At 35.1% G+C, this 22,349-nt stretch carries 19 protein-coding genes; 1 reads left to right on the forward strand and 18 read right to left on the reverse strand.

Annotation, left to right across the window (positions count from 1 at the left end):
- Positions 1-49 precede the first annotated feature (49 nt).
- From BLT04_RS09855 to BLT04_RS09935, 17 genes are all read right to left on the reverse strand, one after another.
- Positions 50-1,993 (reverse strand): SPFH domain-containing protein, encoded by a 1,944-nt coding sequence (locus BLT04_RS09855; protein ID WP_089755643.1) that lies wholly within the window; start codon positions 1,991-1,993, stop codon positions 50-52.
- Between the two features lie 301 nt (positions 1,994-2,294).
- Entirely contained in the window at positions 2,295-3,098 is an 804-nt protein-coding gene (locus BLT04_RS09860) for a patatin-like phospholipase family protein (RefSeq protein WP_089755644.1), read from the reverse strand.
- A gap of 150 nt (positions 3,099-3,248) precedes the next feature.
- The gene (locus tag BLT04_RS09865) at positions 3,249-3,848 is read right to left on the reverse strand and encodes a hypothetical protein (RefSeq protein ID WP_089755645.1); all 600 of its coding nucleotides are present in this window, start codon (positions 3,846-3,848) and stop codon (positions 3,249-3,251) included.
- A gap of 72 nt (positions 3,849-3,920) precedes the next feature.
- Positions 3,921-5,309, reverse strand: a complete 1,389-nt coding sequence (gene lpdA / locus BLT04_RS09870) for a dihydrolipoyl dehydrogenase (RefSeq protein ID WP_089755646.1) — start codon at positions 5,307-5,309, stop codon at positions 3,921-3,923.
- Between the two features lie 87 nt (positions 5,310-5,396).
- Positions 5,397-6,710 carry a PQQ-dependent sugar dehydrogenase gene (locus BLT04_RS09875; protein ID WP_089755647.1) on the reverse strand — a complete coding sequence of 438 codons (1,314 nt, stop codon included), beginning with the start codon at positions 6,708-6,710 and terminating at the stop codon, positions 5,397-5,399.
- A 187-nt stretch (positions 6,711-6,897) separates the two neighbouring features.
- Positions 6,898-7,161: a hypothetical protein gene (locus tag BLT04_RS09880; protein WP_089755648.1), complete on the reverse strand. Its 264-nt coding sequence runs from the start codon at positions 7,159-7,161 to the stop codon at positions 6,898-6,900.
- A 106-nt stretch (positions 7,162-7,267) separates the two neighbouring features.
- The gene (locus BLT04_RS09885; RefSeq protein WP_089755649.1) at positions 7,268-9,925 is read right to left on the reverse strand and encodes a beta-glucosidase; all 2,658 of its coding nucleotides are present in this window, start codon (positions 9,923-9,925) and stop codon (positions 7,268-7,270) included.
- The gene (locus BLT04_RS09890; RefSeq protein WP_089755650.1) at positions 9,925-11,367 is read right to left on the reverse strand and encodes an alpha-L-fucosidase; all 1,443 of its coding nucleotides are present in this window, start codon (positions 11,365-11,367) and stop codon (positions 9,925-9,927) included. Before BLT04_RS09890 ends, BLT04_RS09885 begins: the two co-directional genes overlap by 1 nt.
- A 259-nt stretch (positions 11,368-11,626) precedes the next feature.
- Positions 11,627-12,550 (reverse strand): TIGR01777 family oxidoreductase, encoded by a 924-nt coding sequence (locus tag BLT04_RS09895; RefSeq protein ID WP_228421935.1) that lies wholly within the window; start codon positions 12,548-12,550, stop codon positions 11,627-11,629.
- A 72-nt stretch (positions 12,551-12,622) separates the two neighbouring features.
- A complete protein-coding gene (locus BLT04_RS09900; RefSeq protein ID WP_089755651.1) occupies positions 12,623-13,078 on the reverse strand; it encodes an SRPBCC family protein in 456 nt (151 codons plus the stop codon).
- Between the two features lie 144 nt (positions 13,079-13,222).
- Positions 13,223-13,390 carry a hypothetical protein gene (locus tag BLT04_RS18910; RefSeq protein ID WP_170828464.1) on the reverse strand — a complete coding sequence of 56 codons (168 nt, stop codon included), beginning with the start codon at positions 13,388-13,390 and terminating at the stop codon, positions 13,223-13,225.
- A gap of 303 nt (positions 13,391-13,693) precedes the next feature.
- Complete coding sequence (locus BLT04_RS09910) at positions 13,694-14,095, reverse strand: hypothetical protein (protein WP_089755653.1); 402 nt, start codon at positions 14,093-14,095, stop codon at positions 13,694-13,696.
- Positions 14,096-14,102: 7 nt separating this feature from the next.
- Positions 14,103-14,447, reverse strand: a complete 345-nt coding sequence (locus tag BLT04_RS09915) for a hypothetical protein (protein WP_089755654.1) — start codon at positions 14,445-14,447, stop codon at positions 14,103-14,105.
- 70 nt (positions 14,448-14,517) lie between these two features.
- Positions 14,518-15,021 carry a GbsR/MarR family transcriptional regulator gene (locus tag BLT04_RS09920; protein ID WP_089755655.1) on the reverse strand — a complete coding sequence of 168 codons (504 nt, stop codon included), beginning with the start codon at positions 15,019-15,021 and terminating at the stop codon, positions 14,518-14,520.
- A 118-nt stretch (positions 15,022-15,139) separates the two neighbouring features.
- Positions 15,140-17,113: a vWA domain-containing protein gene (locus BLT04_RS09925; protein ID WP_089755656.1), complete on the reverse strand. Its 1,974-nt coding sequence runs from the start codon at positions 17,111-17,113 to the stop codon at positions 15,140-15,142.
- A gap of 250 nt (positions 17,114-17,363) precedes the next feature.
- On the reverse strand, positions 17,364-18,458 hold the full coding sequence (locus BLT04_RS09930) for a TonB-dependent receptor plug domain-containing protein (RefSeq protein ID WP_089755657.1): 1,095 nt from the start codon (positions 18,456-18,458) through the stop codon (positions 17,364-17,366).
- A 10-nt stretch (positions 18,459-18,468) separates the two neighbouring features.
- A complete protein-coding gene (locus BLT04_RS09935; protein WP_089755658.1) occupies positions 18,469-18,984 on the reverse strand; it encodes an RNA polymerase sigma factor in 516 nt (171 codons plus the stop codon).
- Positions 18,985-19,149: 165 nt separating this feature from the next.
- Between BLT04_RS09935 and BLT04_RS09940 the strand changes: the two genes are divergently transcribed.
- The gene (locus tag BLT04_RS09940) at positions 19,150-20,352 is read left to right on the forward strand and encodes a C1 family peptidase (RefSeq protein ID WP_089755659.1); all 1,203 of its coding nucleotides are present in this window, start codon (positions 19,150-19,152) and stop codon (positions 20,350-20,352) included.
- Positions 20,353-21,183: 831 nt separating this feature from the next.
- Here the strand turns inward: BLT04_RS09940 and BLT04_RS09945 are convergent.
- Positions 21,184-22,245, reverse strand: coding sequence for an NADH:flavin oxidoreductase (locus BLT04_RS09945; RefSeq protein ID WP_089755660.1), 1,062 nt, complete (start codon positions 22,243-22,245; stop codon positions 21,184-21,186).
- Positions 22,246-22,349 lie beyond the last annotated feature (104 nt).

Below are 22,349 nucleotides of genomic sequence, written 5' to 3' on the forward strand. Positions count from 1 at the left end.
AAAACTCCCATTTTTACAGTGGGAGTTTTTCTTTTATCTTAAATTAATTTTATTGTTTAGGAGTTTCATCAGATTTTACTGAAATTATTTTTGAACCGTCTTCATTTTTCTTTTGAAGCTGGTCAAGAAGCTGTAAGCCCAATAATCCGCTGATACCGCCATTGGCAGCATCTCCACCGCCACCGATAAGAACATCCGGCATTATTTTCACTTTTTGAGAAGCTATATTTTCCATGATCTTCAATTGTGTGAAATTGTTTCCGCCCATTGCTTCCACCGATAATTTATAAGATTCTGCATTAGATTTACCGATTGCCAGTATTTTCTCAGCTTCCGCATTACCCGTTAAAGAAATCTGCTCGGCATTGGCTTTCGCCAATAATTCTATTTTTTCGGATTCCGCTTTTGCTAAAAGTCTTGTTTTTTCGGCTTCACCCGTGGCGAGTAATTTTAATCTGTCTCCTTCTGCATTGGCCTGAAGACGCACAGAATTGGCATCACCGGTCGCTTTTTTCACCGAAGCATCAGCAACACGTTCTGCAATCCAAACGCCCTGATCTGCTTTTACAATTTCTTTCTGCATATCTGCAACCGCAGTTTCTTTTTCTAAACTTTGTCGGGTTTCCTGTGCTAACATTTCTGTTTCATAGGTGATTTTCTGTTCTTCCGCCAGCTTTCTGTCCGTCAATGTTTTCATAAGGCTTTCAGGAGGAACAATTGCACCAATTAATGTATCAACTGCATTTACATTGTACTGATCTAAAACACTGCTAATGTGTTCTTTCGCAGACTGCTGTCTTTCTTTACGGGTTCCTAAAAACGCAATTACATCACTGTCCTGCGCAGAGTTTCTGAAATAATTTCCGATCGTAGGCTCTAGTACCTGACTCACCAGATTGATCATATTTCCGAAACGGGCAATCACTTTTGGAGCTTCATAGGTCGGAATATGAATGATTTGCGAAACATCAAGATTAAAAGGGAAACCATCCTTACTTCTCACGGTAATCGTTGAAAGGTTTTTGTCTAACTGATGGGATTCACTTCTTTCATACGCCCAGTTTAAAACCAAATTGGTGGTAGGAACAAGCTCAACCTTCATAATATAAGGATTAATAGGGTATTTTCCGGGACCGATCGGTTCTGACCATACTCCTTTATGCCCTTTTTCTACAATATTTCCATGCTTAAAATCAACTCCGCTTAAATCTTTGCCTTCTGCGCCTACGTAGCTGATAATCACACCGACATGCCCGATCGGAATTTCCGTCATATGTACCATTTCAACTTTTGTAAACCAAGGATTTAAGAAGTATGAACCCGCCAAAATTACCTGTTCCTGAAGACCTTTATAACCTCCGTTACCTAAAAATGTATCTACGTCCTGGAATTTGTTGTGACCTTCGACAATTTTACCTGCGATCTGTCCTTCTTCGAGAGGATTACCTTCCATTGTTGTGATCACTCCTACTGCATTATCAGGAATTTGCGTCATATCCGTTAGCTCAATATCAAACAGCAAAGTATTGATTCTGTAAGAACCCGGCGCAATAATCGCAGTCTGCCGCCCTTTTCTACCTCCGTTTTTAAGAAATGCTTCCGCATCCTGAAAAGAATCACAGTTTACTTTTCTCGCCAGAATACGTCCGGTTTCCAGTTCTGTTCCGTCTTTAGCAAGAATTAATCCTAATTTTCCCGTAGGAATTACTGTAAACGGCTGAAATTGAATCGTGTATTGCCAGATCCATTTACCGAAATAAATCCCAGGCGCTAAAGTCTGAGCCTGAAAGCCAGCCTCTCCGTTGATGGCAATGATTCTCCCTTCCGGAAGCTCCTGTTTACCTACCAGCACAAATTTTTTGGTCACCAAACCAATTCTGTCTTCGGGAACGATAACCAGTCCGAAGAAAACTCTTAAGATAATTTTGTAAAAAATTACACACAAAAGCACGATAATAGCCGGAATCATCCAGCCCTGAAACGATAGTTCCATAATTTATTTGTTTAAAATTTAGTTTAAATAAAAGAATGACGAATAACCCGTGTTTTTTAATAATTAAAAAATACGGATAGAATCATATGATTGAATTCTTTCGAAAAGATTAAGAAAGTGCAGGAGGAGAAGTATTAAAAATCGTGAAAATGATTTCTGATACTTTTAAAAGAAAAAACTTAAAATTTGTTAGTTCCATTTGATTTGTAAAGGAGTAAGATCCTTTTTGCTATACAAATGTACGCAACAAAAAATATTAATAATGCAAAAAATCAAAGTATTTTTTAGAGAAAAGTGTAATTTACAGACAATCAGCATTATTTTTTACAAAAATGTTCTGAACATGCTCAAAACTGTCTTTTGCGGCATGATATCCTATATTAAAAATCTCTTCCAAACGTTCTTTTTTTCGTTCAAAAGTCCCGTAGCTTGACAGGTCCTGCGAAGAAATAAACCAGTCACAATAATCAAACTTTACTTTTTCAATTCTGTACGAAAGTAAGTCATAAGAACGTGAAACAATGGCTTTTATAGTTTTAAGATCATCCATTTTAATCTCATGGGGCGGAGAAACGAAAACCCCGATAAGCTTATCGCATTCATCTCTGATGATATCTGCCGGAAAGTTGTTTAAAACTCCCCCGTCGCAATACATTTCATCACCTAAAATATAAGGTGTCGTAACGCCCGGTATAGAACATGAGGCGATCACTGCATCTACGACCTTAAAGTTTTCATCAAAAATTTTCTGAGTTCCGGATACCAGTTCTGTGGCAACAATTTTGACTTCCTTATTTAAATCGCCAAGTTTTTTATCCTGGAAAATAGGCTGTAAATAATTTTTAAAAATGACGGAAGAAACCAGCCCGGGCTGATTAAAGGTAAAATGTTTCCAGTTAAAAAAATACACCGACTGGAAAAAGTCTAAAATTTCTTCCGGTGATTTTCCTACGGCATGAAGAGTTCCGACAATAGAACCTGCACTGCAGCAGGATAAAATATCTACATCGATATTTTTTTCTTTCAAGAATTTTAAGGCTCCTGCGTGGGCAATACCTTTGGTACCACCTCCTGATAAAACGAGTCCTGTTTTTTCAAAATTCATGGAATAAAATTAATAAAACACGGTGAGAAAATGAGATTAATTTTTCAAAATAACTCAATTTTAAAATTATTTTAATAAATCTTTCTTTTATGTTAAAATTATACCTATTTCATGCATAAAAAAACAGAAGCGGTAATTGGTTTCTTTACATTATTTTTGATCATACAGCTTTAGGATTTTTATTATGTCTCTGTCTCCAACCACTTCATCTATTAATGCTGATAAATCGGGATAGCTTCTGAACTTTTCTTTCAATTCTAATATAGAACCCGGTATTTTGAAGTGCATCTCAATCATACTTTTATCTTTACGGAAAAATAGATATTCGGTATTATCTGTTTTATACGTATAAATAGGTCCGGAATAAACACTTTTTCTGTACCAGGCGGTTTTTTTGCCATTATACATCACCTCAAGCAGCCCCACATCTTTAGACAATATTGATGGATCATTCAGAAACTTCCTTTTAACCTTTTCAAGATCAATGATTTCCATATACTTAACATCATTTTCTTTAACCTTGATTTTTTTTCCTGAAGGATCCAAAACCGTCATTTGTCTGATATAAGTTGCAGGGGAAAACTCTTCGTTTCTGTAAAGCCCGACATTCAGGACTTTCGTTTTTATGGTGTCTTTGGAACTTTTCAATACATATTTTACAGGAAAATATATTTCCTGGTTTTTATCTTCCTGCTGAGAAAAAAGAAGGTTAAAACAAATAACTGCCAGTAATAAAAAAGTATTTTTCATAGTGTAATGTATAAAAAAAGCCCAGAAAAAAATCTGAGCTTTATATAATATTTAGTACTATTTATTTCAAAATTAAATATGAATAACCTCACCATATGCAGCGGCAGCAGCTTCCATAATAGCTTCAGAAACAGTTGGATGCGGGTGAATAGATTTGATAATTTCGTGGCCTGTCGTTTCTAATTTTCTGGCAACAACAGCTTCAGCAACCATGTCCGTAACTCCTTCGCCGATCATGTGGCAACCTAACCATTCGCCATATTTAGCATCGAAAATAACTTTGATGAAACCATCCGTATTCCCGTTGGCAGTCGCTTTTCCGCTTGCAGAAAGAGGGAATTTACCAACTTTGATTTCATAGCCTTTCTCTTTAGCCTGCTTTTCAGTAAGACCGACAGAAGCCACTTCAGGGTGACAGTACGTACATCCAGGGATATTGCCATAGTCGATTTTTTCAACGTGCATTCCCTTGATTTTTTCAACACAGGTAATCCCTTCAGCAGAAGCAACGTGTGCCAGAGCCTGAGTCGGGATGATATCTCCGATCGCGTAGTAACCGGGAGCTGAAGTTTCGTACCATTCGTTTACCAGCACTCTCCCTTTATCTGTCTGAATTCCAACTTCTTCAAGACCAATGTTCTCGATGTTTGCAGCAATCCCAACAGCAGATAATAAAATATCAGCTTCAAGAGTGATATTTCCTTTTGCAGTTTTTACGGTAGCTTTTACACCTTCCCCGCTTGTGTCAACGCTTTCTACAGAAGCATTTGTCATGATCTCGATTCCTGTTTTTTTCAAAGATTTTTCTAGGTGTTTAGAAATTTCTTCATCCTCTACAGGAACGATGTTTGGCATAAATTCAACAACGGTCACTTTTGTTCCCATTGTGTTATAGAAATCGGCAAATTCTACCCCGATTGCTCCAGAACCTACAACAATCATAGATTTTGGCTGCTCGGGAAGAGACAATGCCTGTCTGTATCCGATTACTTTTTTACCGTCCTGAGGCAGGTTCGGCAACTCTCTTGAACGAGCTCCTGTAGCAATAATGATGTTATCAGCTGAATATTCAGTTACTTTGCCATCGTTATCTGTCACAGAAACCTTTTTACCTTTCTGAACTTTTGCAGTCCCAAGAATGACATCGATTTTGTTCTTTTTCATTAAGAATTCAATCCCTTTGCTCATTTTGTTGGCAACGCCGCGGCTTCTCTGAATTACATTTGGAAATTCAAAACTTCCTTCCACTTTATTCAAACCATAATCTTCCGCGTGATTGATATAATGAAAAACCTGAGCCGACTTCAACAAAGCTTTAGTCGGAATACAACCCCAGTTAAGGCAAATTCCTCCTAAATTTTCTTTTTCGATAATTGCAGTTTTGAAACCCAACTGTGCCGCTCTGATTGCAGTAACATATCCACCAGGACCACTTCCGATGACAATAATATCGTAGTTCATTAGTATAAAAATTTTTATGCGAATTTACGTAAAAATATTGGATGAGAAACGAAAAAGCAACTATGAAAGCTGCTTCTGTTATTTAAATTATTTTTTACCGTAGGAAACCCTCCAGACAACACCGCTCACATCATCCGCAACGAGTATTGATCCGTCTGCGATCTGCAGAACCCCAACCGGGCGCCCGTAAACATCACCTTTTTCCTTATTGGCAATAAAACCTGTTAAAAACGGCTCATAATTCCCGGATGCTTTACCATTTGCAAAAGGTACAAATGCAACCTGATAGCCCACTAAAGATGATCTGTTCCAGGAGCCGTGCTGCCCGATAAATGCACCGTTTTTGTATTTTTCCGGAAACCGTTTTCCTGTATAAAATGTAAGGCCTAAAGAAGCCGTGTGCGAACCCAAAGGAACATCCGGAACGATGGTTTTAGCCACCAAATCGGGCTTTTCGCCTTTTCTTCGTGGGTCTTCATGCTTTCCGAAATAGGCGTAGGGCCAACCGTAAAATGCCTCTTTTTTTACACTGGTAAGATAATCCGGAACTAATTCATCTCCTAATTCATCTCTTTCGTTTACAACGGTCCATAATTCTCCTGTTACAGGATTCCAGCTCATTCCTACAGGATTTCTAAGGCCTGCCGCAAATATTTTTTCTCCGCTTCCGTCAGGATTTACTTCCAGGATATTGGCTCTTCTCACTTCATTTTCCATTCCGTTTTCACCAACATTACTTCCAGAACCTACGGAAATATATATTTTAGATTGGTCTTTATTTGTCGTTAAATTTCTCGTCCAGTGATTATTATAGCCTCCCGCAGGAAGATTTACAATTTTCTTGCCCGGCTGTGTGATTTTCATTTCTCCTTCTTTATAAGGATACACCCAAAGCCCGTCTGTATTGGCTACATAAAATTTGTCTTTAATAATTAACATTCCGTAAGGCTGATTTAAATTTTCAAGAAATACACCGGAAGATTCCGGAATTCCGTCTTTATTGGCGTCTCTGTAAATCATAATTCTATTGGCTGCTTTACCACCAACTTCGGACTCGCTTTTTCCCGTTATTTTATTTTTTGCAGCTTCCGTTACCGAACGTTCAGAGTTTGAAAGAACGACAAAAATATCCCCATTTTGTGCCTGAATCATATTTCGCGGGCTTTTTATGTTATCAGCAAAACGAGTAACGGTAAACCCCGCAGGTGCAACGGGCGTTTTATCCGCAGGCCAGCCAATAACATTGCTGTATTTCACATGAGAATTTTTTTCGTCGGGAGCCGGTAATTTTACAGTATCAGTTTTAGTTACGACCTCATCTTTTTGAGAGATATCTTTGCTTTTATTTTCTTTACAACTCGCTAAAAGCACAATTACAGAAGGTAAAATTAATTTTTTCATAGAATTATTTAATTATTTGGTGATTTTTAATGAAAAAATTTAACTCATTTTTTATCATTTATTTACAAAAACCGTTCCTTAAAATCAATGTTTAATTTTGAAATATGATAATGGAAATATTCAGATAGTAAAAAAGACCGCCTTTTGGCAGTCTTTATTTTATTCGTTACAATAATCTTATTGATTATTATTTTGCACTTCTTAGAAGACGTTTTTCATTTTGATATCTTACATTTAATGCCTTCAGCTGGTCTCTTTTCATTTTTTTAGTAGCAAGAGGATGATTCAGGATCATTCTCTTTTCTTCATTGTATCTTTTAGCCAGCTCACGCGATTTGCTGCTTACCAGTTCATTTTTTGAAGGATGAGGTGGTGCCGGCGGACGTCTTTGTGCGGCTACATTTACTGATAAGCTTATTAGTATTACTGTTGATATAAATAACTTTTTCATAACATTTAATTTTTTGAATGAATTTAATCAATTAATAATTTTAGATTAAAACCATTCTTATTTGCTTAAATATTACATATATCATACCAATATCCATAAACAAAATTTATTCAACTTCAATATTCTGTTTTAAAGGCAGGTTTTTTGAGGAATTTCCGGCCATAATCCTGTATGTTCCTTTTTCTATGGTCCAATTCATTTTTTCATCTAAAAATTTCAAATCCTGGACCGGAATTTCAATTTCAACCTGCTTTTTTTCTCCCGGTTTTAACTCTACTTTCTGAAAGCCTTTCAACTCAATAATCGGCCTCGACACTGAAGCCAACAAATCTTTCACATACAACTGAACAACTTCGCTTCCTGTTTTTGAACCTGTATTTTTAACTGTAACTTTAGCAATAATTGTTTCATTTTTGGTAAATTTCGGCTTATTTAACTGTAAATCAGAGATTTCAAAAGTCGTATAACTCAATCCAAAACCAAACGGATATAGCGGCTCACCGCTCAGATCATAATAATCATTTCCCCGGCCGGTCGGATGATGATTGTACGTTAAAGGCAATTGCCCTTCCTGAACCGGAAATGTGACCGGCAATTTTCCTGATGGATTTTCTTCCCCGAAAAGCACTTTTGCAACCGCATTTCCACCTTCTTCGCCAGGATACCAAACATCCAGAATTGCTCCGACTTTATCTTTCCAGTCCGTGGTTTTTATGGCAGAACCACCAACCAGAACAACAGCGGTCGGCTTATTTAATTTTGAAATTTCGTTAATAAACTTTTCCTGATTTCCGGGCAAGCTTAAGGAAGACCGATCCTGAAATTCACCTTCATGAATTCCGGCTGTAACCAATATAAAATCAGCATTTTGAGCTAATTTCAAAGCATCATAAAAATCTTTTTGCTCATTATTTAAACCATAATTCCAAATCAGCTCGATGTTTCCTTCGCCTCTGCTTTCATGGAATTCCACGATAATATCAAACTTTTGACCTTTTACAAAATCAACATCAACGGTTTTAGTAGAATAGCTCAACTTTTCCCAATTGTCGATCATTAATTTTCCATTAATATACATCTTAAAACCGTCATTTCCACGCAACCCCAATTTATATTTTCCTGAATTTGGAGCTTCTAATTTTCCCGTCCAGCGAACGCTGTAATTATCCAGCTGCAGTTTTTCAGGATCTGGAGAATATAAGGTCCATTTGAAATTTAATAGTCCGTCTTGCTTTTCAAAATCCGGATTTCCTTTTAAATCGGGATTGGAAAAATAATTGCCTTTTAAACCTTTTTGACTTTCTGAGAATAGAAAATCGGCCGGAACAGTTGTGAAACTTTTCAAATCCCAGTCAATCCCTTTTGAATAACTGACTTCAATATTTTTGTTTTTAACGAAATTTTTAATTCCATCCAAAATACTTATTTTCTGATTTCCAGGCCCTGAATAACCGCCCAATCTTGCATCAACAGCATCAGTTCCAACAATTAAAATCTTTTTATAATTTTCCGAAATCGGAAGCGTTTGATTATTATTTTGAAGCAAAACAAAAGATTCAACAGCAGATTTTTCTGCCAACGATTTATGATTAATTTTCTTTAATTCTTCAATTTCTGCATTAGAAACATAAGGATTTTCAAACAAACCCAATTCAAATTTCGCTTTCAAAACCCTGGAAACGGCATCATCAATTCTTTCCTGAGAAATTCTTCCATCTAAAAACGGGGGAATAAACAATTTATAATGTTGATATTCTGTTTGAAAAATAACATCAAGGCCTGCATTAATAGCCTGTGCAGAAGCATCATCGTAATCTTTTGCTGTGAAATGAAGAACATTTGCTCCACCCACCGCACTTGCATCACTGATGACAAAACCTTTAAAATCCCAGTCTTTTTTTAATTTTTCGGTTAATAACCAATAATTTGCCGTTGAAGGCCTTCCGTCAAGCAAATTATATGAAGTCATAACGGATCGGCTTTTTCCTTCAGCGAATACTTTTTGAAAAGGAATTAAATGTGTTTCCTCCAAATATCTTTTACTCCAATGAATTGGGTATGAGTCTCTTCCACCCTCTCCTACATTCGCTAAAAAATGTTTAGGAGTGGTAATAATTCCCTGATTTTCAAATGAACTGACAAAATTTATTCCCATCACAGAAGTCAAAAACGGATCTTCGCCATATGTTTCTTCTGTCCTTCCCCAACGCACGTCACTCGCCAGATTCACGACCGGCGTTAAAATCTGACGAATTCCCCTCAATCTTGATTCTTTTGCAATTGCCACCGAAACTTCTTTCATTAATGCAGGGTTAAACGTTGCCGACAAACCAATGGCCTGCGGAAAAGCGGTCGCCCCTTCCCGCATTAATCCGTGTAAAGCTTCATCAAAAGGGATAATTGGAATACCTAATCTTGATTCTTCAACAAAATATTTTTGGATTTTATTAATTTTCCTTACTAATTTTTCGGCATTTTCATTGGCATTATAAGTCAATAATTGCCCTGCCGCGCCATTTCCCTGATTTCCCGCGCTTACCTGTAACCCGAAAATCCCATGAGAGTATTGATTTTTGGGAACATTGTCCAAATCTCCGGGAATCATAAAACACTGCCAGAATTTTTCTTCGGGAGTCATTCTTCTCAGCAAATCCTGAATTCTGGCTTCTACAGGCTGCTTCGGATCTTTATATAAAGGTTTTTGAGCCGAAATAAGAACAGAACCCAATAAAGAAATTCCAATTACTTGTAATTTAAAATTCATTATTCTGTTATTTGAATTACTGTTGAATATTTCAACTGATTTTTTTCTTTAGGTAAATTAATTTCAATTGAATTTCCAGTTTTCTTCCATTGAATTTTGCCCGAAATCCCTAAAATTTTTAATGATTTTGGCTTAAAATTTTCCGGAATTGTAAAATTTAAGGTTGAAGGTGAGTGATAATCTGTTTTTTCATCCAGGTGAAAAATATTCACAGTTTTCCGGTCTTTGCTTTGCGTATAATAAAAATTCCCGTCATGATAAGGCGAAACAGCTCTTGTTGCAAAAACTGCAGATTGATTTTTATTCATCCAGCCAGAAATTTCTTTTAATCTTTCATAAACGACGGCATCGTAGTCTCCATTGGGTCCGGGAGCAATATTCATCAGGTAATTTCCGCCTCTGGAAATGATTTTAACTAATGTTTCGATAATTTTTTGGGACGATTTATAATTGTCATTCGGAACGTACGAAAAAGAATCTCCCATGGTCATGCAACTTTCCCAGGGAGTTGAAAGCACATGATCCGGAACGGCCTGCTCGGGCGTCACATAATTTTCCCATTTTCCGGGAACGGTGCGGTCTACAATGATAATTCCGGGTTGGTTTTTGCGAGCCATTGTTCCGATTTTATCCATGTCAATATCCTGCTCGACCTTGATCGTTCTTTGCCATTCTACTTTTGGATCAATGGTGTTGAACGGGCGAACCCAGCCTCCATCAAGCCAAAGAATATCTATTTTACCATAATTTGAAGTAATTTCATTTAACTGATTAAATGTAAAGTTTTTAAAATTTGCCCATCTCTGGGGATATTTTTTAGGATCATAATTTACATTCCGATCTTTTGGAGGAAAGTATGGCCACCAGTAATCGTCTGAATGCCAATCCGGTTTTGAAAAATATGCTCCGATTTTAAAGCCCTCTTTTCGGAATGTATTAAAGATTTCCTTCGTAACATCCGCTTTCGGATTTTTGTAAAAAGGAGTTTTTGAAGATGTGATTTTGTAATCAGACTCTTGGGTATCGAACATCGCAAAACCGTCGTGATGCTTTGTTGTAAAAACCACATATTTCATTCCGGCCTTTTTTGCTGCATCTGCCCATTTTTGAGGATTAAATAAAGTCGGATTGAAAGTGGTCTGAAGATTTTCATAATTTTCTACATATTCAGTGTAAGATTTTCCGTGCTCAGGTTTTCTTTGCGTCCAGGATTCATCTTCGGGACACAGGCTCCAGCTTTCAACAATTCCCCACTGGCTGTAGGTTCCCCAATGCATGAAAAGCCCGAATTTTAAATCCTGCCAGTTTTCAAGATTTTCAACAACAAGCGAGTCCGTAGGTTTTTGATAGCCTTCCGAAACATTGTGAGCCTGTGAAAAAAAAACAGTCGACAGTAAAAATGATGAAAGAAATAAGGTTTTCGTTTTTGGTTTGTTGAACATTGAAGTTTACTTTGTGCTAATTTAATCATCATTTTATAATTTAGCAAACCATTCATTTCATGGCATTTTAGTCGGAAAAATTTTAAAACACTAACGCTATTTTAAGTTAATATAATTCTGTTGATAAAAATGCTGTATAATTCATGTTTAAGTTTTGGCTAAAGCCAAAATTGTATTTTGTTTTTTTAAACGGGCTAAAGCCCGTTCCTATTGATTTTTTATTTGTGTTTATTTGTGAGAACATTTGTACTTTCTGTGGTTAAATCAAATTTTTAAATGCAGATTCGATAGTTGGATAAGAAAATTCAAAACCGTTGTTGACTAATCTTTCGGGATAAACGTTTCTGCTTTTTAATAGTAATTCTGTTTCGGTTTTTAAGAAAATTGATGCGATTTCCAACTGCCAAACCGGCGCGTTTAAACCAAACGGAACTTTCATTTCTTTTCTTAATTTCATCATAAATTCTTTGTTGGATAAAGGATTTGGCGCTGTAATATTGATTACTCCACGCATATTTTCATGATCAATTATATGCTCGATTGCTTTGCAAAAATCATCAATATGAATCCAGCTTACATTTTGATTTCCTCTTCCCTGTTTTCCGCCCAACCCTAGTTTTGTTATTAATTTTAATTTGGGAAATGCGCCTCCATTGTTGCCTAAAACAATTGAAGTCCGTAAAGCCACTTTTCGTATATTTTCATTTTTAACAGTAAAAAATTCTTTTTCCCAACTTTTACAGATATTCATTGAAAAATCATCGCCAATTATGCCGTTTTCTTCTGTGTTTAATTGGTTTTCTGAATGAATATAAATGGTTGCAGAACTTGCATTCAGCCAGATTTTAGGCTTATTGATGCAATGATCAACTGCTTGTTGAAGAACTTTTGTGCTGTTAATTCTTGAAGAATAAATTTCCTGTTTGTTTTTTTCAGTATATCTGCAATCGACTGATTTTCCTGTAAGATTGATGAGAACATCAGAATTTTCAAGCTGATTTTGCCATTCGCCTAAGCTTTTTGCATCCCAATGAATTTCATTTTTACGTTTTGGATTTCGGGTTAAAATATAAACTTCATTTCCTTTTTCAGTAAAATATTTTTCTAAATTTTTTCCCAGAAATCCGGTTCCGGCGGCGACAATTATTTTCATTTTGTTTTGGTTGATAGTTGGCTGTTGCATGTTATAGTTTTTTGTTGAGATGTTTCGATAGGCTCAGCATGACAGCGTGAATACTAATTGTTTTTTAATTTTCTACTTATTATTTTCGGCTACGGTTTTGATTAATTTATTTCGTTCTAATAAGAAATTAGTAAGATAATTTTTAAGGAAAAAATAGTTGAAAAATTTTCCGATGATTCCAAAAGGAGATTCAAAGTCGAAAATATCGGTCATTATTGTGTTTTTGCCTTTTTGTTTAAAAATATGCTGATGTTTTAAGGATTTGAAAGTTCCTTCCAACATAATATCTGTGAAATGACCAGGTCTATTCATACTGATAATTTTCGTTGTTAATGTTTGATAGATTCCCAAATGCTTTGCTTTCCAGGTAACCGTTTCGCCTTCTTCAATAAATCCTGAAATTCTTCCGGCAATTGCTTTTTCATTTGTTTTGGCAGTTGATTTTTGGTGTAAATCAATATCTCTTGCCAAATCGAAAACACTGTGAATATCGGCTTTAATGATTGTTGTTAAATGAATTGTTGACATTTTTCATTTGTTTTTATGGTTGATAGTTAATAGGATTGCATCCCATTCTTTATTAAATCGTCCCTTTGGGACTCTTTCGCATCTCTTTTACTGATTTAACCAAATAATTATTGCTAGAGCTGTTATTCTTAAAAGTTTTCATTGCTATTTATTTAATTTTTTACAATCGATGTGGCAGATTACAGAGTATGTGATGGCAAGAACTGGAGTTCCCAATAATCCAAAACATAAAACAGCATATCCAAAACTTTTATAATACTCATTGTTGATATGTAATCCTGAAAGAAGAACCAGCGATAGCAGACTCAACATAAAAAACATACTGATAAAATAATAGATCTTAAACAAAACAGTTTTTGAATATTGCTTTGAAAAAAATCTTTTATTCGAGCTAACAATATGATTTAAAGCAATTAAAAAATAGAAAACAGCAGATATACAAGATTTTAAAACCAAGATATCAAGAATTAAAAAAATAAAAAACAGAGCAAATAATAAAGATTGGATATTACAATCTATTTTAATAAATTTTTCCATGATTATCAATTCTAAAGGTTTAAAAAATCTCCTCGAGTCCGTTTATTCTTTACTTTGAATGTGAAATACATCCAAATTTTAAAGATCAATGTTTTCATTTTCTATTTTTTTGTCTTTGTTCATCGCGTGTTTACGACCTTTAAGGAAAAGTAACAGATTTAAAAGCATCATTACTCCCAAATAGATAGAGAATCCTCCGATTTTTCTACTTACTGCGACGACCAATCTTTCTACGGTTTCGATCTGGAAAAATTCAATAATACATAAGGCAAAACCAATATTTAAAAGGTAAAAACCAATTTTAAAGAGTGAATTTGTAGCCATTGCAATGTCTTGTTTCTGATGAAAAATATCAATCATAAATGTCTTTGAATTTTTGAACAGAAATTGAGAAACCAAAACTGTAAGCGTGATTACAATTGGTAAATAGATCATATACGCTGAAAAATTGTACGTTTGGGTAAGGATAGTTGCAGTCATGATAATTTTATTTTATAGTTAAATTTTTTCTTAAAAAGTAAAGCGTGAAAATGTTGATATAATGTAATACACAAAGGATCAGCGCTATATTTCCGACACGGATAGCCGTTACGGTTAATAGTTCTTCCATACTGTTTACTTTGTCCCAGGAAGTCAGACTAATCGCGATATAACCTAGATTTAAGAGATAATAACATCCTAAAAGAATCCGGTTAATCGTCAAACATAAGTCTGTATCATGAATAATATATTCCAGATAAAACTTTCCGGCGTTGTAGCATCTTCTGCCTACATCAATCGTGATGTACGAACTGATCGAAAGAAAAAGCAGGTATGATATTATATTGAACATTTTATATATATTATACTTTCAATAATTTTTGAAACTTCATTTGAAATAAAAAAGGATTTTGAAGTCCTTTCTATTTCAACAAGTTGGTGATTTTTCCCACCAGCCAGTGATCATCGCTTTTGATCGCAAGATCCATGATATTGTTGATTTTTCCTGTTACGGAGCTGAAATCATCCATTAATTTAATAAATTCTTTTGCGCCTTCAGAATCTTTGTCTTCAATATTTTTAAGCTCATCAAGAAAGGCAATTACAGGTTCGATCTCTCTTTTTCTGCGTTCTTTTGTAATCTGTTTAAATAAATACCAGACATCTTTTTCAGCTGAAAAATATTCTTTCCTTTCCCCTTTTACGAATTCTTTTTTCACAATTCCCCAATCCATCAAAGCGCGAAGATTCATATTGGCATTTCCCCTTGAAATTTCAAGCTGTTCCATTACTTCGTCGGTAGAAAGTGCTTTACCGCTTGCCAAAAGCAACGCGTGAACCTGCGCCATCGTACGGTTGATTCCCCAATTGGTAGCGAATGTTCCCCAAGTCTGAATGTATTTTTCTTTAGCTTCTGAAAGTTGCATTTTTGTTTTACTTTTTAATTTCTTATACAAATGTAATAATAATTTTTGAACTTTCAATAATTTCTGAAAGTTTATTTTAAAATAAAAACAGACATCCTTTTGAATGCCTGTCTTTAAGTTATTTTTTAATTGATTTATATTTTTCTATGAGATCAACAAATTCTGCACGATAACCGTTTTCATCTTTACCTTTGTTTTGTTTCGCCAGATTTTGAATTTCATTAAGACTTTTCTTTTTAATCAACTTTGAATCCCTTAAAACTAATCCAAACCAGGCCACAGAAGAGGCAAATTTAAAGTCTGAACTCGTTTGGGCAGTTGCAGCATTTGAATTCTTAACAATTTTATTAATTTCAATACTCTTATCTCCTGCAGGCTTTTTATATCTGAATTTAATTGTTGCTAATTCTTCACCATATTGATGAGAATTTGAGGTCGAGGTATATTTAAGCTTACTTTTTTTGGGCAAAAATTCAGAGTTTACATTTGCCGGGATGATTTCATATAAAGCAGTTACTGTGTGACCGCTTCCCAATTCTCCTGCATCGATTTTATCATTTACAAAATCTTCATTTCTTAATTTCCTGTTTTCGTAACCGATCAGTCTGTACGATTTTACATATTTAGGATTAAACTCAATCTGTATCTTTACATCTTTAGCAATGGTATAAATATTTCCTGCAAATTCTTTCCCAAGAAATTTATTGGCTTCCTGCAGATTGTCGATATAAGCATAATTTCCGTTTCCTTTATCTGCTAAAGTCTCCATTTTATTATCTTTATAATTGCCCATTCCGTAACCCAGACAGGTAAGAAAAATGCCGGATTTTCTTTTATTTACAATTAATGCTTCCAGGTCTGCTTCTGACGAATCTCCTACATTAAAATCACCATCTGTAGCCAAAACTACACGATTATTTCCTCCTTTTATAAAATTCTTTTGTGCGAGTTTATATGCCAATTCTATTCCCGCTCCTCCGGCTGTACTTCCGCCTGCCTGCAAATTATCCAACGCTTTAATGATCTTTTGTTTTTCTTTAGCTGAAGTTGGCGCCAAAACCATTCCTGCACTTCCTGCATACACTACAATTCCAACTTTATCTTGCGGTCTCAGTTGATTTAACAAAATCTTAAAAGAAGATATAAGTAAAGGAAGCTTGTTTTCTCTATCCATCGAACCTGAAACATCAATCAAAAATATAATATTGGATGTCGGCAGATTTTTCATGGGAATATTTTTTCCTTTTATTCCTATCTTTAAGAGCTTGTGCCCCGGATTCCATGGAGCAGAATTTATTTCCGTATTGATAGAAAACGGATTATTATCTTTCGGCTGAGGATAATTATAACTAAAATAATTAATCATTTCTTCTACTCTCACAGCATTTTTATCAACTCTTCCATAGTTGATCATTCTTCGAACATTAGAATAAGAAGCATTGTCTACATCAATAGAAAAAGTAGATAAAGGCTGACTTTTCGTAAGCTCAAACTGATTTTCAACTAAAGAATTATATTCTTCATTGTTGTAATCTTCATCATTTTTTAAAACGCTTTTACTGGTGTCATTAATAACATAATCATTAATTCTCCCAACTGAATAGGAACTTTCGACTTCCATTGCCGTCACCGTTTTCGGTTTCGGACAACCGTTATAATCAGGCATTCCCGGAACTGTAGGACACGCATCGTCTTTATCTAAAATACCGTCTCCGTCTGTCTCGGGCCATGGGCAGCCGTTGTTTTCAGCGGGTCCTGCAACTGTCTGGCAAGCGTCGTCTTTATCAATTACTCCGTCTCCATCGGCATCGGGCCAAGGGCAACCATTATTTTCTTTTGGTCCTGTCACATCTTTGCAGGAATCATCCTTGTCAGGAATGCCGTCGCTATCCATATCAGGCCATGGACAGCCTTTATTTTCGAGCGGTCCTGCAATCTCAGGACATTTATCCCGTCTGTTTTTTATTCCATCCTGATCTTTGTCTTTTTCAATACTTAAAGGTTTTGATCCTTTTACAGATTCAGAAACATTTTTAGTCTTACAGCCTGCCAATAAAGTCAAAGCCAATATCGATACACCTATTTTTTTCATTATCATTTTTTCGTTGTTAAATTTTACTTTATACTTACACTTATATTATAGATGCAGAAAAATGAAAAGGTGTCTGATAATTTTGTGATTAATTTCAATTTTAGCTTTAATTTATTTATTTCCAGTATTTTAATTTATCACATCTTTTTTAAAATGAAAAAAAGATTCTTTTCTGAAAAAAATATTTCCTTCAAATGATTAGATTAAAAAAATAAATCTTGATTTTTACAATAAAAATCTATGACTTAGATTACTTTTCTGATGATCCTATTTTTTTGAGTTCATCGATTTTTTTCTTTTCGGATTTCGAAATATCTTTGGTTTCTACGACGATAACACCGTTTGCAGCTTTACTTCCATAAATTGCAATTATGTTGGCGCCTTTTAAAACGGTAATGGCTACAATTTTATTCGGATCTAAGTTTTTAAAACTTTTTGCATCGCTAATTGCTCCATTAATCAGATACAAAGCTTCGGAATCCTTTACAGAACTGTTCCCTCTGATCATAATACTCCCAGAGCCCAGATTCCCGGAAACATAATTATTTGAAAAACCTGCCGCCGAACCCTGAATAGAATTCGCCATAGATTTGTTTGAAATTTTTTCACCCAAAATGTTTTTATCCTTAAAACTTTTTGCTTTTACAAGGGTTTTGCTGTATCCTAAAATTGCGATTGGATCTTTTTTGTCAAAAGAGTCAAGCCTAATTGACTGTGCGGTATCTTCCACAGAATTTACATTTGTCGGGTATCCGTCATTGGATGAAACCCTATATGAGGAATTCAAAACAGAATTTTTGTCCCTTTTAATCCCCATCGCAATCACTTCTTCAATATTTTTTTCTTTAAAAGAATCTTTCTTTTCTACAATAACCGGCTCCATATATTTTTCAGCTTTTGCTTCATAAACGGGACTTGCGGCAATTGTAGGAACAGGCATAGCTGCTGGAGTACCATTAAAAGCAATTACTTTTGGTGCCGTAACTTTAATTTCTTTCTGAATATTTTCCTTTACCTTTTCATCAATTTTTTTGATATTTTCAGGTACAGAAACCGGAGTTATTTCAGAAGAGACGCTATTCTTTGTCATTACAGCATTTGTCTGTTGCGAAGCGGTAATTTTTTCTTCTTTCGTAAAATAAAGAGCTCCAAAACCGATAATTAAACTCGCAGCAATGCCATAAGGAATCCACATTGGAATGATTCGCTTTTTAGCAGCTTTCTTGTCTAATTTTTCTTCGATTTTATCCCAGACCTTTTCGAAAGAAGGAAAAGTCTCAGGCTCATCCAAAGCCTTAGCAGATGCCTCGTTAAATTGTTTATCTATATCGTGATTATTTTCCATTGCTGTAAGTTTAAATGTGTTGACTGATCAGAAGTTCCTGCAGTTTTTTTCTGGCAAAATTGAGCTGTGATTTCGACGTTCCTTCGCTTATAGAAAGCATCGTAGCGATCTCTTTGTGCGGATATCCTTCAATGGCAAAAAGATTAAAAATCGCCCGGCAGCCTTCGGGAAGGAATCTCAGCAATCCCAAAATATCTTTTTCAAACGAAATATTTTCAACCGTTTCAGAAGAAACCATATGATTTTCTTCCAGAGAAATATGCAGCATTTTCTGGCTTCTTAATTTTTGAAGGCACTCGTTTACTGCGATCTTTTTGGCCCAATTTTCAAAAATATCGGGATTTTGCAGCTGACTGATCTTCGTGAATATTTTATAAAAAGTATCCGCTAAAACTTCTTCAATATCTTCGTCATTTTTCAGATAGCGTTTGCAGACTGAATATATTTTACCAGCCATTTTTTCGTAAACTTTCCGTTGTGCATTGCGGTCGTTCCGTTGACATTCTAACAGTAGCTCTCTTTCCATAATCAGGCTTTATACTAATATAGATGCATGAATTTTATAAAAGGTTGGAAACATTCTAAACTTTTTTTAAAAATAGTGAAAATACTTTCATTTTAAATTTAACTTTTCTTGCTGTAACATATCTTTAATAGCAACGACTATTCATATAAATAATCTTTTTTAGTAATGAAAAACAGAAAAATTGCCTCATTACTTTTTGTTTTGTCTGCAGGAAGTATGGTGTTTGCTCAGGATGACTTAATCAACAAGTTAAAAAACAATCAATCTCAAAATGCTAATTTCAAGTTTACCACATTAAAAGATGTCGGGGCAACTTCAGTAAAAAATCAGGGTTCATCAGGAACTTGCTGGAGCTATTCAGGAAACTCTTTCCTTGAATCTGAAATGCAGAGAATGGGTAAAAAGCCCGTTGATTTAGCAGAAATCTTTACCGCAAGAAATTCTTATCACGATAAAGCAAAATTATATGTTTTAAATAACGGAGCAATCAGTTGGGGTGATGGTGGTGAATTACACGATGTTGTGAATATGTACAAAAAGTACGGAGCAGTTCCTCAGGAAGCTTACACAGGATTAAAAGAAGGGCAGAAACTGAATAATTTCAAGGAAATGCAGGAAAAAATAAAGCCCGTTTTAGACAGCCTTGTTCAGGCCGCTACAAAAGGGAAACTCAGCGACAACTGGATGTCTTCTGTAGATGCTATTCTAGATGAATATTTAGGAAAAGTTCCTGCCAACTTTACTTATGCAGGAAAAAATTACACTCCTAAAACCTTTGCAAAAGAAGTGGTAGGCATTAATCCGGAAGATTATGTTGAATTGTCTTCATATAAAGATTATCCTTATTATCAGAAATTTGTTGTTCCGATTCCTGATAACTGGAGCCATGATTCTGACTGGAATATTCCGATGAATGAAATGACTGCAATCATCGATAACGCTGTAAACAAAGGATATTCTGTAGGTTGGGCAACAGACGTTTCTGAACCTTATTTTTCATATAAAAATGGGGTGGCTTATGTTCCTGACGTAGATTTAGATCAAATTACACCCGAAAATAAAGGAACTCTTTTTACAGAGCCAAAAAAAGATAAAACGATCACAGAAGATATGCGTCAGCAAGCGCTTAACAGCCTTTCTACAACCGATGATCACGGAATGCACATCGTAGGATTGGCAAAAGACCAGTCCGGGAAAGAATATTATATGGTTAAAAATTCATGGGGTGTAACGAATGATTTTGAAGGGTATATTTACGTAACAAGACCTTATGTTGAGTATAAATCAACGGCGATTTTGGTGCACAAAAATGCTATTCCGAAAAATATTCTGAAGCAGCTAAAGCCTAATGAAAATATTGGTTTGTAAGAATCACTTTTTGCTTTTAAAAGCATTTAGATATTTAAATCTGTTAAAAACCGTTTCCAATTTTGGGAGCGGTTTTGTTTTGAACCATTGAGATTTTTATTAAGAAGTTAAGGATTTTAAGTTGATAGCTACTTTTAGTAAAAGATTTTTTAATGCAAAGCACACAAAGATTTTTTGACTACTAACCGCTTTTAAGGTTCGCAAAGGCGTTCTACTCAGCAAAGGTCACAGAGATTCTTCAATCATATCAAATTACGGATAATCATATTATTTTTTATAATCTTTAAATTTTATAAGATAATCTATACAAAGTTTGTCATCCTGGAAGGATCTAAACATAGCATTAGAGAATAGTTTGGAAAGATTCGCGCTTAGATCCTTCCAGGATGACAAACTTTGTGTAAATCCTAATTAATAATTTTAAACTAAAAATATAAAACCGCCTCAAGACATGATCCTGAAGCGGTTTTGTTTAAAAATAAATAGGTATTTGATATGTTGAAATATGAAGTGTCAAAAAGTGAATTTTGCTTCGCAAGTGAATCGTAAATTGTCAATAAAAATTGACAGCAAAGCTAATTCACCATTAACAATTGACTTTTTAATATAAATATGATGCAGCGTGAATAGTCAAAAGTGAATTTTGCTTCGTAAGTGAATCGTAAATTGTCAATAAAAATTGACAGCAAAGCTAATTCACCATTAACAATTGACTTTTTAATATAATATGATGCAGCGTGAATAGTCAAAAAGTGAATTTTGCTTCGTAAGTGAATCGTAAATTGTCAATAAAAAATTGACAAAGTTAATTCACCATTAACAATTGACTTTTTAATATAATATAGCCATACTTTCTGCCGAAAAATCCAAGAGATCTTCGGTTTTTCCTTCTTTAACTTTTTTCACCCATTCCGGGTCTTGTAAGATGGCGCGACCTACGGCTACAAGGTCGAAATCACCTCTTTCCAGTCTTCTTGTTAATTCTGTTAAATCTGCTTTTTCAGTTCCTTTTCCTGCGAATGCACCCATAACGTCTTCTTGAAGACCTACAGAACCTACCGTAATTGTCGGCTGACCTGTAATTTTTTTGGCCCAACCTGCAAAATTTAAGTCAGAACCTTCAAATTCCGGTTCCCAGAAACGTCTTTGCGAACAATGGAAAATATCAACTCCGGCTTCTTTTAACGGCAATAACCAATTTTCCATTTCTTCCGGAGTATTCGCTAATTTTGTAGAGTAATCCTGCTGTTTCCATTGAGAAAGACGGATTACAATCGTAAAATCTTCTCCAACCGCAGCTCTTATCGCTTTAACGATATCAACCGCAAAACGAGTTCTTTCTTTCAACGTTTTACCGCCATATTCATCTGTTCTTGTGTTAGTTACATCCCAGAAAAACTGGTCGATCAGATAACCATGCGCACCGTGAATTTCCAAAACATCGAAACCAAGATCTTTTGCTGATTTTGCCGAAGCTGCAAACTGTGCGATCGTATCCTGAATATCCTCCAACGTCATTGTAGAAGCTTTTTCCATATCTACCAACGGATAATCCGGAGAGTTTCTCGTATCACCAACATGCCAGATTTGAGGTCCCATTTTTCCTCCGTTTTTATGAACGGCATCGATTACGTTTTTCCATCCGTTTAATGCTTCAGTTCCGTAAAAATCAGGAATATTCTGCATATTTTTTGATGCAGGTCTGTTGATTACGGTTCCTTCGGAAAGAATTAATCCGACTTCTGAAGCGGCTCTTCTTGCATAATAATCTGCAATCTGCTGTGTCGGAACACCATTATCTGACTGAGCTCTCGTCATCGGAGCCATTACGATTCTATTTTTAAGCTGTAAATTTTTGTATTGAAACGGTTTAAATAATGATTCTGTACTCATTTTTAAATTTCTATTTTTTTTAATTGTTACACAAAGTAACTAATAATAGTTCGTATTTGTACCTTTTAAAAGAAAAAAGTGGTAACTTTGCAGTAACTTACATT

This window comes from Chryseobacterium soldanellicola (assembly GCF_900100115.1).
GTDB lineage: Bacteria > Bacteroidota > Bacteroidia > Flavobacteriales > Weeksellaceae > Chryseobacterium > Chryseobacterium soldanellicola.

Coding starts and splice junctions, on each gene's coding strand:
- BLT04_RS09920 (WP_089755655.1), bottom strand. CDS start 15,021: ATGCAACTTTCAGAAGCTAAAGAAAAATACATTCAGACTTGGGGAACA.
- BLT04_RS09945 (WP_089755660.1), bottom strand. CDS start 22,245: ATGAGTACAGAATCATTATTTAAACCGTTTCAATACAAAAATTTACAG.
- BLT04_RS09930 (WP_089755657.1), bottom strand. CDS start 18,458: ATGGAAAATAATCACGATATAGATAAACAATTTAACGAGGCATCTGCT.
- BLT04_RS18910 (WP_170828464.1), bottom strand. CDS start 13,390: ATGTTGAGTCTGCTATCGCTGGTTCTTCTTTCAGGATTACATATCAAC.
- BLT04_RS09935 (WP_089755658.1), bottom strand. CDS start 18,984: ATGGAAAGAGAGCTACTGTTAGAATGTCAACGGAACGACCGCAATGCA.
- BLT04_RS09910 (WP_089755653.1), bottom strand. CDS start 14,095: ATGACTGCAACTATCCTTACCCAAACGTACAATTTTTCAGCGTATATG.
- BLT04_RS09915 (WP_089755654.1), bottom strand. CDS start 14,447: ATGTTCAATATAATATCATACCTGCTTTTTCTTTCGATCAGTTCGTAC.
- BLT04_RS09890 (WP_089755650.1), bottom strand. CDS start 11,367: ATGTTCAACAAACCAAAAACGAAAACCTTATTTCTTTCATCATTTTTA.
- BLT04_RS09880 (WP_089755648.1), bottom strand. CDS start 7,161: ATGAAAAAGTTATTTATATCAACAGTAATACTAATAAGCTTATCAGTA.
- lpdA (WP_089755646.1), bottom strand. CDS start 5,309: ATGAACTACGATATTATTGTCATCGGAAGTGGTCCTGGTGGATATGTT.
- BLT04_RS09885 (WP_089755649.1), bottom strand. CDS start 9,925: ATGAATTTTAAATTACAAGTAATTGGAATTTCTTTATTGGGTTCTGTT.
- BLT04_RS09940 (WP_089755659.1), top strand. CDS start 19,150: ATGAAAAACAGAAAAATTGCCTCATTACTTTTTGTTTTGTCTGCAGGA.
- BLT04_RS09855 (WP_089755643.1), bottom strand. CDS start 1,993: ATGGAACTATCGTTTCAGGGCTGGATGATTCCGGCTATTATCGTGCTT.
- BLT04_RS09865 (WP_089755645.1), bottom strand. CDS start 3,848: ATGAAAAATACTTTTTTATTACTGGCAGTTATTTGTTTTAACCTTCTT.
- BLT04_RS09860 (WP_089755644.1), bottom strand. CDS start 3,098: ATGAATTTTGAAAAAACAGGACTCGTTTTATCAGGAGGTGGTACCAAA.
- BLT04_RS09925 (WP_089755656.1), bottom strand. CDS start 17,113: ATGAAAAAAATAGGTGTATCGATATTGGCTTTGACTTTATTGGCAGGC.
- BLT04_RS09900 (WP_089755651.1), bottom strand. CDS start 13,078: ATGTCAACAATTCATTTAACAACAATCATTAAAGCCGATATTCACAGT.
- BLT04_RS09895 (WP_228421935.1), bottom strand. CDS start 12,550: ATGCAACAGCCAACTATCAACCAAAACAAAATGAAAATAATTGTCGCC.
- BLT04_RS09875 (WP_089755647.1), bottom strand. CDS start 6,710: ATGAAAAAATTAATTTTACCTTCTGTAATTGTGCTTTTAGCGAGTTGT.